The sequence below is a fragment of the uncultured Catenibacterium sp. genome (assembly GCF_900540665.1).
Taxonomy (GTDB): Bacteria; Bacillota_I; Bacilli_A; order Erysipelotrichales; family Coprobacillaceae; genus Catenibacterium.
Genome location: NZ_UQGV01000047.1, coordinates 1 through 17,648 on the forward strand (window position 1 = coordinate 1; position 17,648 = coordinate 17,648).

Sequence of the window (17,648 nt, forward strand, 5' to 3'; positions counted from 1 at the left end):
GACACCTTAACTTAACTACCCGATGGTATTAGTTTTCTTTAACTTAATACCATTGCTTTTATTCCTGTTTCTTTTTCCTGATATTTCTTATATAGCTTTAAAGATGTGCCTCCATTACAATATATTCTTTTAATATTTGTACCTTGTATTAATGTCTTAATATCATTTGGTACGACATCCTTAATAGAGGCATCACTGCTTCCTGTAATAGTACATGAGTGGATGATATCCCATATCGCAATATGATGTTCCAGTAACATCTTTTTCTTATCTTCTATTGTTTCATAGTTTGTCTCTGTGATAGTACCAATAATTTTCCAAAATCTATTTTGTGGATGTCCATAATAGAAAGAAATTTCCCTTGATTTCACTGAAGGGAAACTTCCTAGTATCAATACTTCACATTGTTCATCTATGATTGGTTCTAATGGATGTTCAATCATACTTTTCTCTTTCCATTCACAAATCCTGTACATGAACTCAAAAATGAACGTGGTAAGAGTCTTGCTGCAAGATTTAATAAGTGTCCTGATAAACCAGTAAACTGAACTAAACGATTATCAAACAAACCTTGAATACCTATTTCAGCCACTGCTTCTGCAGACTGTGGTTTAAATAATTTAAACATCGGAGACTGCCCTAAGTTAGCTACATCCATAAATCCTGTTTTAGTAGGGCCAGGGCATAAACATGATACTTCTACATTATAATTCTTTAACTCATACGCAATGGATTCACTAAAAGACAATACAAAAGCTTTTGTTGCATAATAGGTAGACATATAAGGTCCTGCACAAAGTCCTGCAATAGAAGCCACATTCAATATACGGCCTTTCTTTCTACGTTTCATTGACTGACCAAATACATAAGTCATCTGCATTAAAGCCATTATATTCAATAAAACCATCTTTTTCTGTTTTTCCCATGATGCATCATGGAATGCTCCATGATCTCCAAAACCTGCATTATTCACTAGAATATCAATACTTATATCATCAAGAACTAAGTTATTATATAAATCCACAGCAGCATCTTCTCCTGTAAGATCCATTGCAACCACTTTGATATGTACATCATATTCTGATAATTCTTTCTTTACTGCTTCTAGTTTTTCTCTATGACGTGCAACAAGAACAAGATCGTATCCTTTTCTCGCAAACACACGTGCACATGCTTTCCCTATTCCATTAGAAGCACCTGTAATTAATACTGTTTGTGACATCTATTTCACCCCTTTCTACCATCATACTTTATCTTGATAGATTGTCAAATAAACTGTCTTTGCTTATACTCTCCATACCTAACATGACTTCATCAATAAAGTCATCAATATATATTAAATGTGGCATATCATTCATCTTAAAGATCTTTAATAATTCTTCTTCTACATAATGTTGATCAATAGCTTGAGCACATATCACAACGGCTTCGGGATTCAACATACCAATAATATTCTGTAGTTCTATGACAAGTAATTGGCTTCTGCCTTTCATAGAACGTCTATTCTTATTTTCTATCAAAGGCATATAACGAATTTGCCCGGCAATAGAACTCTTTCCTTCTACAAGATGTCCATTAATAACTATTCCTAAACGTGAATTGACTTTTGAATCCAATAAGACGATAGAATCATACTGCATATGCTTGATATAAGCGCCTATAGCCCCCATATACACATCATTCTTTACAAGTACACGTTGTTTATAATAGTGCTTTAAATCTATATTACAATCAGGTAAAGAGAGACATATTGTATGCACCTGAGCATTCAACATTCCATCAATAAAAGAACATAATGCATCATGATCTAACTTAGGTATATCTCTTCTCTTTTCTTCCATCATCTCACTATAAAGATTATAAAGACGTCCTATAACTGTTATTGTCTTATCATGCTTATATGTATAAATACATAACGTCTGTGAAAACTCTCCATTCACTGTATAAGACATACTTGGTCTACCACCTGTTGATTCTCTATAGCCTGCCTTAATCACTAGATTACTTTTCAACATTTCTTCTAAAAGACTATCAATCGTAGACAAAGATAAACCTGTATAGAATACTAATTCATTCTTAGTACAACCACCCTGTTTTACTAATGATTGAATAATCTTTATCACATTCTTTTTTCTAACACCCCTTATTTCATTCATATCCTACCCTCCAGCAAGCGCTTACTATATAAACAAAAATAGAAAGAGAATCCTTAACGATTCTCTTGAATTCTAATCTTTCTTTTAATAAAAGAAATAAATGTGATAAAACCAAATAAAATAGCTAAAAATACAACTAATGCGATCATATAAGAAAAAGATGACTTCTCTTCTTTTTGAACCTTCTTATTCTTTTTCTTAGTCTTTTTTACAGGTTCTTCCTGTTTTGGTGTTTCTATCGTTGTATCCTTATTTTTCTTTACTTCTACACGTATAGAGACTTTATGTGTAGACTTATATAACTTCCCATAAACTGTATACTTACCCGCTTCATTAAAGACCTGGTTGTCCCAAATAATCTTAACCTTCTTACTTGTCTTATTAGAGTAACTAACAGTCGCATATTGTGGTAATTCTGCTTCTACACCCACTGTAGTAGAAACAACTGCAGGAACACTCACACTTGTAATAGATGCATACTTTACATGAACTGTCTGTGTAATCGTCTGGTCATAAATATGACCAGTTAAAGAAAAAGTATGTACATATTTTAAGGCATTATCATCATAATTATCCCAGCGTATGATTTCATTTGATTGATCCCCATTGGACCATGTCACAGAAGCGGTGGCAGGTAAAGAGAGAGCTTCTCCTATAATCACTGTTTTATTGGCTAATTCATCGATATGTGTTATTTTAGCCGCTTCTACATTCACTATACAACTTGTTGTCACTTGTAAGTCCGCAATTGAACCTGTGACAGTAAATTGACTCGCATTTCTTGTCTTATATAAGCTTTCATCAAATGTATTCCAGTCGATATTATAATCCTTCTCACTCCCATCATAGAAAGTAATCTTTGCCTTGAGTGGAAGTGATGGTGCTGTTCCAGAAGCTGTTGTTACTTCTCCATCATAACTGACATTGACTACATGATTATCTGCATAAACTGGGCTTATAAAAAACAAAGACATCAATAAAACTATGAATATCTTTCGCATTTATTTCACCTCTTATCTCTATCTTATGCTTAATTTAAATAATAGTAAAGATGAATACTACGAATTAACCTAATGCCACATCTAGAACCATCATCAAAGTAAAACCTACTGAAAAAAACAAGACACCTAGGTGTGAATGTTCTCCCTGACTCATCTCAGGAATTAATTCTTCTACTACCACATACATCATTGCGCCTGCCGCAAAACTAAGTAGATAAGGCATCACTGAGATAATATAACGTGCAAGTAAGATTGTAATGAAACCACCTATGGGTTCTACAATACCTGATAATGTGCCATACATAAATGACTTCAATCGTGACGCACCTGTACTTCTTAAAGGCATGGATACAATAGCACCTTCAGGAAAGTTCTGTATTGCGATACCTAAAGATAGTGCGAGTGCACCCATGGCCGTAATTGTATGATTTCCTGATAAGTAAGATGCATAAACAATACCGACTGCCATTCCTTCAGGAATGTTGTGAATCGTTACTGCAAGTACAAGCTTGATTGTTTGAGATAAGTGACTTCGTGGTCCTTCCTGACTATGGTCTAGATGCATATGAGGAATCAAATGATCAAGCAATAATAAGAATAGAATACCTAACCAAAATCCAATAAGTGCAGGAATAAAGGTAGACGCCTGTTCAAGTGAAGGAATAATTAAACTCCAGATAGAGGCAGCAACCATCACACCTGCCGCAAATCCAGTAAGTGCTTTTTGTATATTGATACTTAATTCTTTTTTCATAAAGAACACACAGGCTGCACCTAATGTTGTTCCAATAAAGGGTATAATTAAAACCATATAATACCTCCTGTCCTTCATATTACATAAATTAGTTAGTAAGCACAAACTATATGATAAAGAAAAAAGATAAGCATGGGGAACACTTATCTTCTTTCTTGTATTTACACTTGTACTTTGTAGTCTAACGAAGGGAAGGGATTGCTTGACTACGATATATATAATACTTAAAGATTGTGTTAAGATTATAATTCGATTATGTCAAATTATGTGAATCCTTTTTCCCAAACAAGTACATATCATCTATAGGAATAATATTCCTCATGTATTGTGTTATATCTATTTCTTTGAGAATAACATCTCCTACGGCAGATACATTATAGTTGTATTCATGTCCATCTTCATCAATTAACTGAATACGCCACCAGTCACGATTTGTAGATGATGGATGATTAGAAGATTCAAGAAAGAATTCTTTTAATAGTTCTAAGAGTGTTTCTGCTTTTTCTTGACCTATATTCACTCTTTTACGTCTAGTGATTCTTCTAGAGTTAAATCCATCTCCATAATCATATCCGGTAAACCAGATGTGTCCATCACCTAGGATTGTTAAACGCTGACTGACTTCTACGCAAGCATCTGGTTTAATCCCACGTCCTTTCGCATCTGAATAAAGTATGATTTTAGATAACTTCATGATGAACACCTCCTTCAATACTTTTATTATAATTAATCACAATAAATGTATCAAACATTACAACTATTTTGAAAAAAATAATTATATAAAGAGTAATCCAATAGTATGTACGATAAAGGCACAAATCCAGGCAATAACACACTGGAATACCACAATTTTCATAGCCCAGGCAGCGCCTAATTCTCTTTTAATAGAAGCAATAGCTGCTACGCAAGGTGTATATAATAAACAGAATATTAAGAGTGATAATGCACCTAGAGGTGTAAGTACTGTCATTAAAGATTCTGTTCCTTTGAATAATACTGAGAGTGTAGAAACAACACTTTCTTTAGCCATAAATCCTGCAATAAGTGATGTAGAGATTCTCCAATCACCAAAACCTAAAGGTTTGAAGATTGGTGCAATGAATCCTGCTATCATAGCTAAGATACTATCCTGTGAATTAGTAACTAAATCTAATCTTAAGTTAAAGCTCTGTAAGAACCAGATGACAATAGAAGCGATAAAGATAATTCCAAAAGCTCTTTGTAAGAAGTCCTTGGCTTTATCCCATAATAATTGGAAAGTAGTCTTTGCGCTAGGCATACGGTAGTTAGGCAGTTCCATCACAAATGGAACAGCTTCACCCTTGAATAAGAAACGCTTAGAAATAAGTGCTGTAATAATACCCATCACAATACCAAAGATATATAATCCAACCATGACTAAGCCAGCCTGTTTAGGGAAGAATGCAGCTGCAAAGAATGCATAGATTGGAAGCTTTGCAGTACAACTCATAAATGGTGTCAACATGATTGTCATCTTACGGTCACGTTCTGAAGGAAGTGTACGGCTTGCCATAACACTTGGTACAGAACATCCAAATCCAATCAACATTGGCACAATACTTCTTCCTGATAAACCAATCTTTCTGAGTAGTTTATCACTTACAAAAGCAACACGAGCCATATATCCTGTATCTTCTAGTAATGATAAGAAGAAGAATAAAATAACGATAATAGGTAAGAAACTGATAATAGAGCCCACACCCTGGAATACACCATCAATAACTAATGAATGAAGTACTGGATTAATATCCCATGCAGTGAGTCCTTGATCAACTATATTAGTCAATGCATCTACACCCATTTCCATAAGTGACTGCCCCCAGGCACCAAATACATTAAAGGTTAAGAAGAATACCAAAGCCATAATAATGATAAAAGCTGGTACACCTGTATATTTACCTGTTAAGACTTCATCAATCTTACGGCTTCTTTCTCTTTCTTTACTTTCATGTGGTTTAACAACTGTTTCTTTGACTAATTTATTAATAAAAGTGAAACGCATATCTGCAATAGCAGCAGTACGGTCTAATCCTCTTTCTTCTTCCATCTGTGAAATGATATGTTCAATCATTTCTTTTTCATTTGTATCAAGGTCTAAGGCTGCTTCTACTCTTGCATCACCTTCTACTAATTTATTAGCTGCAAAACGTAATGGTATACCAGCTCGCTTTGCATGGTCTTCAATTAAATGCATGATGGCATGTAAGCATCTATGCACTGCTCCACCTTCATCATTTTCATCACAAAAGTCCTGTCTTAAAGGTGCTTCTTGATATTTCGCTACATGGATGGCATGATTCACTAGTTCATCAATACCTTCATTCTTAGCTGCAGAAATAGGAACAACTGGGATACCCAATAGTTCTTCCATCTTATTTAGATGAACATAACCACCATTACCTCTTACTTCATCCATCATATTCAGTGCAAGAACCATTGGTACATCTAGTTCCATTAACTGCATAGTGAGATATAGGTTTCTTTCTATATTTGTTGCATCTACGATATTGATGATTCCTTTGGGTTTTTCATCTAAGATATACTGTCTAGATACTAATTCTTCACTTGTATAAGGAGATAAAGAATAAATACCTGGCAAATCAGTTACAAGTGTTTCTGGATGTCCTTTAATAGACCCGCTCTTTCTATCAACAGTCACACCAGGGAAGTTCCCTACATGTTGATTAGAACCTGTTAATTGATTAAATAATGTAGTTTTGCCACAGTTCTGGTTACCTGCTAATGCAAAGGTAATCTGTGTTCCTTCTGATAAAGGATTTTCAGTTTCTTTATCATGATATTTACCACCTTCACCAAGTCCTGGGTGAATATGGTGTTGAATAGGTGGAATAGGTGTATGATCTTCCACACCTTTAGTTGTCATATCTATTCCAATCTTTTTTGCATCATCTAAACGTAATGTTAGCTCATAGCCATGAATACGTAATTCCATTGGATCACCCATTGGGGCGAATTTCTCCAATGTTACAACAGAACCTGGTATTAAACCCATATCTAGGAAATGTTGTCTTAATGACCCAGATCCCCCTACATAAGTAACTGTAGCACTTTCGCCAATCTTTAACTCATCTAGAGTCATAAAAACCCCTCCTTTATATTCTCTAGACAAGTATAGCACAAAAGGCTTCCTTAGGTGGAAGCCAATAAGTATTTTGTAGGTATAATCTTTGTAAGATAGATATTGTTTTCTGAGAGAAAGAACTTGTATCCGTCTTTATACATCTGTTTTGTATCAATAATAAAGACATACGGTTCACCATGTCTAGAGCCAACCTTCGTTGCAGTTTCTTTGTCTTGAGACAAATGAACGTATAAACGTGTCTGACTCAAAATACCTTCTTCTAGAATAGAAGAAACAAAACGAGTTGCTGTGCCATGATATAGAATATCTGGTGGCTGGACTTCTTTTAAATCTACATTAACAGGAATAGAATGTCCCTGATTCGCACGTATTCTTGTATGATCGACATTATATGAATAACGCTGTTTCTCATCTTCTCTCACAATTGTATCTAATTGTGTTAATGTGATATTTAATGCATCTAATATCTTTTGAACATCACCATAACCATGATCATCTAATTCAAGTCCAATACTTTCTGGACAATGTCTGAGAATATAACTTAAGCGTCTACTTTTTCGCTCCATAACGATTTCTCTAATACCTTACCAAGAGCTTCAAATAACTCCTGTTCCTGATCACCAAAACGAGCCAATGAATTAGAATCTACATCTAATACTGCAATCACCTTACCTTCTTCATCATGTAAAGGGACTACAATTTCAGACTTTGCTTCTGCATCACAGGCAATATAGCCAGGGAATGTAGACACATCTTCAATAAGAATTGTCTGGTCTCCCTGTACACATACACCACATGCGCCCTTACCTACCTTAATATGTGTACATGCTACTTTTCCCTGGAAAGGACCTAAGACAAGTTCCCCTGCTCTCATCACATAAAAGCCTACCCAGCTAATATCATCAATTACATCCATCATTAAAGCACTCGCATTAGACAAGTTAGTCACAATCCATTCATTTGGTGAAATAAGTGCTTCTAATTGTTTTACTAATAACTCCATTATTATTCCCCCTGTGTATATTCCTCATAAGATACAATAGTATCTAACTCTTTTCTCTTATCATGCATTGGTCCAGGTACACAATCTTCTCTAGGATAACCAATAGGTAAGATCAATACTGGCACATAATTTTCAGGAATATTAAACTGTTTGATTAACTCCTTATAATCAAAAGCACCTACATAAGTAGAACCTAATCCTAAATCAAAGATTTTAAGCATCATATATGTAGCCACAATAGACACATCTACTTCACCACATTCTCTATTATGCATATCCTTCCATGATACAGTCTTGTCATAGCATAAAATCATTGCGAGAGGTGCATGGAAATGATATCTAGTGCATTCCTTTAGTTTCGCAAGATTATCTGGATCTTCTACTACAAGAATTCTTTGTGGCTGATAGTTTACAGCTGTAGGTGCTATTCTTGCAGCTTCTAATATTTTATCTATTTTTTCTTTATCTACCTTCTGATTAGAGAACTTTCTAACAGAGTATCTTTCTTCTAATAACTGATCAAATTCCATAAGATTTTCTCCTTATAGAACTATTATATAAGAAATACTCTTCTAGATAAACAAAAAGCGATCAATCGATTGCTTTAGATTGTCAACAAATTAGATGAAAATGTAAGTTTATATAGAATTGCTATTTGAAGCAAACAATACAACTAGCACTTCATAATAGTTCTTTAAAATCTATCACTTTTTATTTTATGTTATAATAAACAAAATAAGTTACTTGTGTCTCAATTTCTTACATTTCTTACATTTTCTATTTATCTCTACTTTTAAAAATTAAATTAAGTTATAATTATTGTACTAAAAAAACAAGGAAAAGAGGTGAAAATATGCCAAGACCTGGAACTAGCAGTGGTGGGCATCGTTCTTCTGGTGGGCATTCAAGTAGTCGCGTAAGTGGTGGTCATCACGTTGGTCAATCAAGTCGTCCTACAGGAGGTTCCTCTTTTAATAGAGGCCCTTCTATAAACCATTATCATAATACTTCTCCTTATCGAAGAGGCTATTATAGAAATAGCAGACATGGTTATACAGGTTCTACTAGTGGTTTAGGAACATTAATTGTTTGTATTATTATTTTTGCGATAATTGTTTTTAGTTTTTTCATGATAAGCAATGATCATAATAAAGTTGTTTCTACAATTAATCGTGAAAAAATAGAAAATCGTGTTCCTTATAACAATAATTGTATTAAAGATGAATTAGGTTATATTGAAAACAGTTCACGACTTTCTAAAAATCTTATGAACTTCTATAATAAAACGGGAGTTCAGCCTTATATTTATTTAAAAAGCTATGATTCGACTCTAATAAGTGATGATCAAAAAAATAGTTACGCACAAACTTGGTATGAAGAAAATATTGATAATGAAGGTACGTTTTTACTCATCTACTATGCGGACTCTAATCCTAATGAAATTGGATATATGGCTTATGTCAATGGGAAACAAGTTACTTCTGTAATGGATAGTGAAGCGATTGATATTTTTTGGAACTATATTGATCGTTATTGGAGTGATAGTTCGCTTTCTACAGTAGATGTTTTTACAAAGGTATATGATTCTACCGCAAAAACGATTATGACAAGAACAACTACTTCTAAAGATATTATAAAAATTATATGTATTATAGTTGGAATTATGATTGTTTTAGGTGGGACCATTTATATCTTACGCATAAAGTTTAAACGTGATAAAGAAAAAGCCGAAGAAACAATTGAAATTTTAAAAACACCTCTTGATAAAACTGATGAATTAAGAGAGAAGTATTTAAATGAAGAAAGGAAAGAATAACTATGGGAATTATTTCTAGATTTACTGACATTATGAAAAGCAATATTAATGCTTTATTAGACAAATGTGAAGATCCAGCAAAAATGATTGATCAAACATTAAGAAATTTAAAGGAAGATTTAGCTGAAGTAAAAAAAGAAACAGCTAATATTATTGCGGATGCAAAAACTGCAGATCGTCAAGTGAAAGAATGTGAAGCAGAAATCGCAAAATATACAACAGCTGCACAAAATGCCTTAAAGGCTGGTAATGAAGATGATGCTAGAACATTAATTGCTAAAAAGCAACAATATGAAAGCAATCTTGTTTCTTATAAAAAGACACAAGAACTAACTTATGCTAATGAAGATAAAATGCGTCAAATGTATGATAAACTTGTCAATGATATTGAAACATTAGAAGCTAGAAGAGATGCTATTAAAGCAACTGTTGCTTCTGCAAAAGCTCAAGAACATATTAATACAATAGTCTCTGGTGGAGATAAGGCTAAATCTTCTATGGAATCATTTGAACGTTATGAAAAGAAAGCTGAAAAAATGTTGGATGCAGCTACTGCTGAAGCCGAATTAAATGCTCATACAAGTGCAGCTTCTTCTTTAGCTGATAAATATACCTCAAAAGGTGATGCTTCTGTAGAAGACGAACTTGCTGCTATGAAAGCAAAGCTTGGATTATAATTACATTTGTATATTCCTCATACTAGTAACAAATTTAATGAAAATATCAATTGGGATAACCCAAATTGGTATTTTTATTTTTTTTTGCTTAAAAAAAGACTGTTAACATTTTGTTTGTCAACAGTCTAAAAGCGGTCGAATGACCGCCTCAATTCATTATTCTGCAGGTTTTACAGATACTCCAAATTTCTTTTCAATCCATTTCTTAGTGCTATCGCTCTTTAAGATTTCAACTAGTTTCTTAATTGCTTTATTATCTTTATTTGATTCTTTTACAGCGATAATATTCTGGTAAGTCTTTGCAGCTTCAGAATTTGAATCTTCAGAAGTAATGATCTTATCTGTTACTTTTGCATCTAATGCATAGTTACCATTAATAATACCAAAATCAACATCAGGTAATTTAGAAGCCACCTGTGCAGCATCTACTTCTACTAATTCAACTTTTTTGTTGTAAGAAACAACATCCTTCTTAGTTGCAGTTACACCTGTGTCTTTCTTTAATGTAAGAACACCATTGTCTGCAAGTAATAATAAAGCTCTTGCTTCATTTGTAGCATCATTAGGAATTGCAATCTTAGCACCATCTTTAATATCAGATACTGCTTTATATTGAGTTGAGTATAATCCTAAAGGTTCAAAGTGGATTGCACCTACTGATACTAGATATCCATCATCACCCTTCTTATAACCCTTATCCTTGTTGTAAGAAGTTAAGTATGGCTGATGCTGGAAGAAGTTTGCATCTAATGAACCATCTGAAGTAGATGGGTTGATGTTAGGATAATCTGAGAATTCCTTAATCTTTAATTTATATCCTGCTTTTTCAAATTCTGGCTGGATATGCTTTAAGATAATAGCATGAGGTGAAGTTGTTGCACCTACTGTAATAGTTTTAGAATCTGACTTACTTCCACATCCTGCTAATGAGAAAGCTAAAAGACCTGCTGTAAATACTTTTAAAATGTTTTTGTTCATAATATTTTCCTCCAATGTATTAATTAATGTGTTGTTTTTTCTACGAGTTTGTCACCAATTGCCTGAACAATTGAAATTAAAATAAGAATTAAGATAATAACGACGAATGTGATATCTCCCATTGATCTCTGTAGACCATATCTGATCGCCATATCACCAAGTCCGCCTGCGCCAACAGAACCAACAATCGCAATCTGTCCAACTAACGCAATAAATGAAATTGTAAGACCTCTGATCATCCCTGGAATATTTTCTCTTAGATAAACATCAAAGATGATTTCTTTTGTACTGAGTCCCATCGCAATACTTGCTTCAATGATTCCTGGATCAATTTCCATAATGGCTGATTCCATCTGTCTTGCGACAAATGGTGCTGTTCCTATAACTAGAGGAACAAGTGCACCTTCGATACCAATAGTTGTACCAAATAAGGCACGAGAGAGTACTGCAACAGTAGGAATCAAGATAATGAATGGGATAGATCTAAACAAGTTAATAATCTTATCTAAGAGCCAGAAAACAGGTTCATTTTCTTTTAAACCATCTTTTCTAGTGATTACTACGATTACTGCTAAGAAGACTCCAATAACGACTGAGATTAAACCACTGACAACTAACATAATTAATGTATCAATAATTGCCTGTGGAAAATCTGAAGCAAACTCTATAACGTTTGGAAATAACTTAGTTACCACGTTTAATCACCTCCACTTTAACTCCCTGCTGTTTTGTGAATTCTAATGCTTTCTTGATATCTACATCTTCACCAGTAAAGATTGTAATGAGTGTACCAATTGGCTGTCCCTGGATAATTTCTACATTCCCAAAGATAATAGAACAATCAACACTATAATCTCTTGATAATACTGAGATTAATGCGACATCTGTATTAGAACTCTGATACTGTAATTTTACCATCTGCTGGTTTTCATTTAACTGTGTAATACGATGATTGTCTTTAATCAATTCATCAATCTTATTAAGATTGTTTGTAGTTGCAATAAAGTTCTTAGTAATCTGATGCTGTGGATTAGAGAAGATATCTACAATGTTTCCTTGTTCCACAACTCTACCATCTTCCATCACTGCCACCTTATCACATACTTCCTTCACTACAGCCATTTCATGAGTAATTAAAATAACTGTTAAGCCAAGTTCTTTATTTACTTTCTTAATAAGCTGAAGAATACTTTGTGTTGTCTGAGGGTCTAAAGCACTTGTGGCTTCATCACATAGAAGTACTTTAGGATTGTTGGCAAGCGCTCTTGCGATTGCGACTCTTTGTTTCTGTCCTCCAGATAACTGACTTGGATAAGAATCCTTTCTTTCTACCAAATCGATAAGTTCGAGTAATTCTAAGACTCTCTTTTGAATCTTATCCTTACTCCAGCCTAGATGTTTTAATGGAAAAGCGATATTGTCATAAATAGTACGACTGTTGTAAAGATTAAAGTGCTGGAAGATCATTCCAATCTTTTCTCTTTCTTTTCTTAAATCTGCATCGGATAGTTTTAATAAATCTTTATCTCCAAATACAACAGCACCGCTATCAGGTTTTTCTAATAAGTTGATACATCTTACTAATGTAGATTTACCAGCCCCTGAGAAACCAATAATACCGTAGATTTCACCTTCTTCAATATTCAGACTGACATCTTTGACAGCATGGACATCGCCATCTTTAGTCTTAAAAGTCTTTGTAACATGTTCTAAGTGGATCATGTTTTCACTCCTTCCCTTAAATAAAAAACGTTCTCATCCATATAATAGGACGAGAACGTAATGTTTCGTGTTACCACCTAAATTCATTATTAAGTCACCTTAATAACCTCTTCGAGTACCTGCATACTCTATCGCTGTAACGGGCGCTCCCGTCATGACTTACATTTCAGCCATGCAACTCCAAGACCATCTTCCTATAACTTCCCTTCATTCCTTCTCAGCTAACGGAACTCTCTGTATAAGTTTCATTACAGTACTCTTCTTTTCACTGTCTTTTCTTGATGTGGTTTCATCTTAGCACCACAAATTTAGTGCGTCAACACAAAACACGATAATATCTACTGCTTTAGTAGGATTATAGTTTTATAGAATAGGGTACCATAGTTTTAAACTATATCAGTGCATAAAAAAAGGATCTGTATTTCTACAGACCCTTATCTATAGCATCATGAATAATATCAGCATGATCAAAGGCAAGATCATTCATACCTATATTGATATCACCACATCTTAAATGTGTTTCATCAACAATAGTGAACCATTTTGCTTCTTTGGCATCATCACCAGCCTTTGGATGAATACTCTTCTTATCTACATCTGCATAAAATGCAGTAGATACAACCCATCCGCGGGGATCTCTTCCCGGCTGACTATAAACACCTACAAGCTTCATAGACACACCTTCTATGCCTGTCTCTTCTTTAAGTTCTCTTGAAGCCGTCTTTTCAATCGGTTCATTCTTATTAGCGAAGCCTCCAGGCAGTGCCCATTTACCTATATAAGGATGTCCACCACGTTTAACCAATAGAATCTCTGTCACATCAGAATGAGCAAAGATACAAATATCAGCTGTCAGTGAAGGTTTAGGATATTTATCAGGATTATAGCTTTTTAAAAATTCTTCTTCTGTAAGACCGTTCTTATCTCTACACATTAGAAATCAACTTCTGTATCGTAGTAGCAAGCCTTTAATAAGTTTTCCATTTCTTCCTGAGTTGGAATACGTGGGTTAGAACCTGTACATGCATCAGCAATAGCGTTCTTAGCGATTTCTGGTAATCTTTCTAAGAATACATCTTCAGGTACAAATCCAACTTCAGCTGGTAAACCATCAGCACCATAGTGGTTGATACTATGTGGGATATTTAATGCATCATTCATACCTCTTAAGTATTTAATTAATAATGCAACCTTTTCATCATCATTTTCTCCACCTAAGTGCATGTAATCAGCAATTACACCATAACGTTTCTTAGCTGTTTCATCTTTTGCGTTATAAGCAATAACCTTTGGTAAGTACATAGCATTAGCTGCACCATGGATAATATGTCCACCCTGGTCTACGAAAGCAGCACCAGTCTTATGAGCCATTGAATGTACGATACCTAATAATGCGTTAGAGAATGCCATACCTGCTAAGCACTGTGCATCATGCATATCATCTCTGCAGCTCATATCACCACTATATGATTTAACTAAGTTAGCCTGGATCATTTCAATTGCATGAATAGCAAGTGGATCAGTGTAGTTACAGTTTGCAGTAGATACATATGCTTCAATTGCATGAGTCATAGCATCCATACCTGTATGAGCAACTAATTTAACTGGCATAGTTTCAGCTAAGTCAGGATCTACGATAGCAACATCTGGAGTAATTTCAAAGTCAGCGATTGGATATTTAATACCTTTATCATAATCAGTAATGATTGAGAAAGCTGTTACTTCAGTTGCAGTACCACTTGTAGATGGGATTGCACAGAAATGAGCTTTCTTTCTTAACTTTGGAATACCAAATACTTTACACATTTCTTCGAATGTGATTTCTGGATATTCATACTTAATCCACATAGCTTTTGCAGCATCGATAGGTGAACCTCCACCCATAGCTACGATCCAGTCAGGCTGGAATTCTTCCATAACTGCAGCACCTTTCATAACTGTAGTTACTGATGGATCTGGTTCGATACCTTCATATAATCTAACTTCCATGCCAGCTTCTTCAAGATATTTAACAGCTCTGTCTAGGAAGCCATTTCTCTTCATACTTCCGCCACCTACACAGATAATAGCTTTCTTACCTTCTAAGTTTTTAAGGTTTTCTAAGGCACCTTTGCCATGATATAAATCTCTTGGTAATGTAAATCTCATATTATATTTCCTCCTATACAATACCTTTGATGACTAACTTTTCATCTAGTGAAAATTTTATCATAAACGCTTACATTAGTCAATGTTACAAAGGTGCTTACAGTTTAAAAAATACAATACATATCTTTACTTTTTGCGATAATAAAGCCATTATTTAGACTTCAAAAAAATTTTTAAAAACAATTCATTTTTTTCTTTGATTTATATACTGAGGCACACTTATATGAATAACTTCATCTGCACATTTAATAAGTTCAGGAGCTGCATTCTCTACAGCACAGCTATAGTCTGCCTCTTCAAACATTTCGATATCATTCTTTCCATCCCCAAATACAACCACTTCATCACATTGTAGTTTCTGCTTTAAGTATTTAATCGCATTCGCTTTAGAAGCATCAGGTGACATAACCTCTAACCACCAATCATGTGAATACATTTCTTGATCAAAGACAGCATAATAATCTTCCTTAAACAAATCATAGAGAGGCTTTAATTTATCATAATCATCGATCAATAATAAATAGAAGATATCCCCCTCATAGAGATCTTCATAAGTATTCACAGGATGATTTCTAGGATCATCTAAATGATCATCCACAAAAGCTTTTACTCCTGCACTCATATTATCCTTAATATAAGAGAAGTAAGTCTTCTTTCCTATTTGAGAATAAACAATAGGTGAGATATCATAATCCTTTACAGTGTCTAGTATAGAATCTCCTAAATAGTTTCCTAGGATCATATCTCCTTTAGGTGATAATATAAATGTCCCATTCTGGACAATTACAGGAAGCATAAAGTTTATATCACCTATTACCTGTTTTGCGGTAATAAGAGAACGTGCAGTCGCATAAGTAATATTCACATCTTCATCTATGAGTTGGTTTATTAGTTTTAAGTTTTCTGGTTTAATCGATTTATCTGGTTCTAGTAATGTCCCATCTAAATCTGTTACATAGAGTGTCTTCATAATTTCCTCCTATATAAAAACATCATGATACTATTTTACCATGATGTTTAAGAAAAAGTTATTTTTCAAAGTATTCTGCGACTTTCTGCAAGTTCTCAATAATTGGAAGATGTTGTGGACATGCCGCTTCACACTGACCACATCCAATGCATTCACTTGCTTTACCAAAAGTATGTGTTAAACGTGTATAGTATTCTCCTTGAGGTCTCCATGATTTAGTTGCTACTTCCTGTTTATCAGCATTATAGAGTGAGAAATATTTAGGAATCGCAATATGCATTGGACAACCTTCTGTACAATAAGAGCAGCCAGTACAAGGAATTTCAATACTACTATTAATAATATCAACAGCCTTCTTAATAAGTGTCTGTTCTTCCTCATTTAAAGGCTTAAAGTCTTCCATATAACCTGTATTATCTAATAGCTGTTCCATATTACTCATACCAGATAAGACAACCTGGACATTATCTAAACTTGCCGCAAAACGAATTGCCCAAGATGGAATAGACATATCTGGATGATAAGACTTGAATGTCTCTTCTACTTCATCAGGTACATTTGCGAGAGTACCACCCTTCACTGGTTCCATTACAAATACAGGAACATGATGTCTGACTGCCGTCTCATAACATTTACGTGACTGTACACCTTCACTTTCCCAATCCAGATAATTCAATTGAAGCTGTACAAATTCTACTTCTGGATGTTCAGATAAGACACGTTCTAATAAGTCTGCATTATCATGGAAAGAGAAACCAATATGTTTTACTAATCCTTTTTCTTTCTTATCCTTTAACCATGTAAAACAATCCAATTCTGTATATTTCTTATAATGATCTGTTCCTACATCATGTAAGAGATAATAATCAAAGTATCCTGCACCTGTTTTTCTTAACTGTTCATTAAAGATTCTATCTCTATCTTCTTTTGTTTCAATAAAGCCTGCATGAAGCTTATCAGCTAGTGTAAATGAATCTCTTGGATGTCTATCGACTAAAGCTGTCTTAGTCGCTTCCTCACTCTTAAAGGCACAATACATCCAGGCTGTATCAAAATAAGTAAATCCTTTTTCTAGAAATGTATCCACCATTCTTTTAGTTTCTTCAATATCAATGCTGCCTGCATCATTTTGATCGAGTAATGGTAGACGCATTAAACCAAATCCTAATTTCTTCATATACATATCCTCCTTACATTCATTTTAACCCTAAAGTAAGGTTTAAGGGCAAGAAAAAAAGAGCTGTAACTGAACCGCCCCTGTCAAGTAGACAGGTGAAATAATTAAAAACATGTACCCTT

General features: G+C 34.2%; 19 protein-coding genes and 1 other annotated feature. Of the genes, 2 read left to right on the forward strand and 17 right to left on the reverse strand.

The genetic code is table 11. The features are described from left to right. Positions 1-38: 38 nt before the first annotated feature. The 10 genes from QZQ55_RS07070 to QZQ55_RS07115 all read right to left on the reverse strand — a co-directional run bounded on the left by QZQ55_RS07070 (position 39) and on the right by QZQ55_RS07115 (position 8,568). Positions 39-443, reverse strand: a complete 405-nt coding sequence (locus QZQ55_RS07070; RefSeq protein WP_295091612.1) for a DNA-deoxyinosine glycosylase — start codon at positions 441-443, stop codon at positions 39-41. After that, the gene (locus tag QZQ55_RS07075) at positions 440-1,222 is read right to left on the reverse strand and encodes an SDR family oxidoreductase (RefSeq protein ID WP_117458710.1); all 783 of its coding nucleotides are present in this window, start codon (positions 1,220-1,222) and stop codon (positions 440-442) included. The genes QZQ55_RS07070 and QZQ55_RS07075 overlap by 4 nt, the downstream gene beginning before the upstream one ends. A 28-nt stretch (positions 1,223-1,250) precedes the next feature. Beyond that, positions 1,251-2,156: a hypothetical protein gene (locus tag QZQ55_RS07080; protein ID WP_117458711.1), complete on the reverse strand. Its 906-nt coding sequence runs from the start codon at positions 2,154-2,156 to the stop codon at positions 1,251-1,253. Between the two features lie 53 nt (positions 2,157-2,209). After that, positions 2,210-3,157 (reverse strand): Ig-like domain-containing protein, encoded by a 948-nt coding sequence (locus QZQ55_RS07085; protein ID WP_295091614.1) that lies wholly within the window; start codon positions 3,155-3,157, stop codon positions 2,210-2,212. A gap of 64 nt (positions 3,158-3,221) precedes the next feature. Beyond that, positions 3,222-3,968, reverse strand: coding sequence for a ZIP family metal transporter (locus QZQ55_RS07090; RefSeq protein ID WP_233502420.1), 747 nt, complete (start codon positions 3,966-3,968; stop codon positions 3,222-3,224). A 196-nt stretch (positions 3,969-4,164) separates the two neighbouring features. Further along, the gene (locus tag QZQ55_RS07095; RefSeq protein WP_117458713.1) at positions 4,165-4,605 is read right to left on the reverse strand and encodes a hypothetical protein; all 441 of its coding nucleotides are present in this window, start codon (positions 4,603-4,605) and stop codon (positions 4,165-4,167) included. Positions 4,606-4,686: 81 nt separating this feature from the next. After that, complete coding sequence (gene feoB / locus QZQ55_RS07100; protein WP_295091617.1) at positions 4,687-7,032, reverse strand: ferrous iron transport protein B; 2,346 nt, start codon at positions 7,030-7,032, stop codon at positions 4,687-4,689. A 50-nt stretch (positions 7,033-7,082) separates the two neighbouring features. Then, on the reverse strand, positions 7,083-7,601 hold the full coding sequence (locus tag QZQ55_RS07105; RefSeq protein WP_295091620.1) for an RNA 2'-phosphotransferase: 519 nt from the start codon (positions 7,599-7,601) through the stop codon (positions 7,083-7,085). Then, positions 7,577-8,038 carry a GAF domain-containing protein gene (locus QZQ55_RS07110; protein ID WP_295091623.1) on the reverse strand — a complete coding sequence of 154 codons (462 nt, stop codon included), beginning with the start codon at positions 8,036-8,038 and terminating at the stop codon, positions 7,577-7,579. The genes QZQ55_RS07105 and QZQ55_RS07110 overlap by 25 nt, the downstream gene beginning before the upstream one ends. A 2-nt stretch (positions 8,039-8,040) precedes the next feature. Then, entirely contained in the window at positions 8,041-8,568 is a 528-nt protein-coding gene (locus QZQ55_RS07115) for a nitroreductase family protein (RefSeq protein ID WP_295091626.1), read from the reverse strand. A gap of 323 nt (positions 8,569-8,891) precedes the next feature. Here QZQ55_RS07115 and QZQ55_RS07120 point away from each other — a divergent pair, with 323 nt between their 5' ends. Next, on the forward strand, positions 8,892-9,854 hold the full coding sequence (locus QZQ55_RS07120) for a hypothetical protein (RefSeq protein ID WP_295091629.1): 963 nt from the start codon (positions 8,892-8,894) through the stop codon (positions 9,852-9,854). Positions 9,855-9,856: 2 nt separating this feature from the next. Then, positions 9,857-10,531 (forward strand): PspA/IM30 family protein, encoded by a 675-nt coding sequence (locus QZQ55_RS07125; protein WP_295091631.1) that lies wholly within the window; start codon positions 9,857-9,859, stop codon positions 10,529-10,531. A gap of 156 nt (positions 10,532-10,687) precedes the next feature. Here the strand turns inward: QZQ55_RS07125 and QZQ55_RS07130 are convergent, their stop codons facing one another. From QZQ55_RS07130 to QZQ55_RS07160, 7 genes are all read right to left on the reverse strand, one after another. Further along, positions 10,688-11,509: a MetQ/NlpA family ABC transporter substrate-binding protein gene (locus QZQ55_RS07130; protein ID WP_117458720.1), complete on the reverse strand. Its 822-nt coding sequence runs from the start codon at positions 11,507-11,509 to the stop codon at positions 10,688-10,690. A gap of 23 nt (positions 11,510-11,532) precedes the next feature. Continuing rightward, entirely contained in the window at positions 11,533-12,204 is a 672-nt protein-coding gene (locus QZQ55_RS07135) for a methionine ABC transporter permease (RefSeq protein ID WP_117458721.1), read from the reverse strand. Beyond that, positions 12,194-13,231: a methionine ABC transporter ATP-binding protein gene (locus QZQ55_RS07140; protein ID WP_117458722.1), complete on the reverse strand. Its 1,038-nt coding sequence runs from the start codon at positions 13,229-13,231 to the stop codon at positions 12,194-12,196. Before QZQ55_RS07140 ends, QZQ55_RS07135 begins: the two co-directional genes overlap by 11 nt. Positions 13,232-13,273: 42 nt before the next feature. Further along, positions 13,274-13,509 (reverse strand) — a binding site (T-box leader). Between the two features lie 146 nt (positions 13,510-13,655). Then, entirely contained in the window at positions 13,656-14,165 is a 510-nt protein-coding gene (locus QZQ55_RS07145) for an NUDIX hydrolase (protein WP_295091634.1), read from the reverse strand. Continuing rightward, a complete protein-coding gene (locus QZQ55_RS07150) occupies positions 14,165-15,379 on the reverse strand; it encodes an iron-containing alcohol dehydrogenase (RefSeq protein ID WP_295091637.1) in 1,215 nt (404 codons plus the stop codon). Before QZQ55_RS07150 ends, QZQ55_RS07145 begins: the two co-directional genes overlap by 1 nt. Before the next feature lie 184 nt (positions 15,380-15,563). After that, positions 15,564-16,349 (reverse strand): HAD family hydrolase, encoded by a 786-nt coding sequence (locus QZQ55_RS07155; RefSeq protein ID WP_295091639.1) that lies wholly within the window; start codon positions 16,347-16,349, stop codon positions 15,564-15,566. Positions 16,350-16,407: 58 nt separating this feature from the next. Beyond that, the gene (locus QZQ55_RS07160; RefSeq protein ID WP_117459856.1) at positions 16,408-17,526 is read right to left on the reverse strand and encodes an aldo/keto reductase; all 1,119 of its coding nucleotides are present in this window, start codon (positions 17,524-17,526) and stop codon (positions 16,408-16,410) included. Positions 17,527-17,648 lie beyond the last annotated feature (122 nt).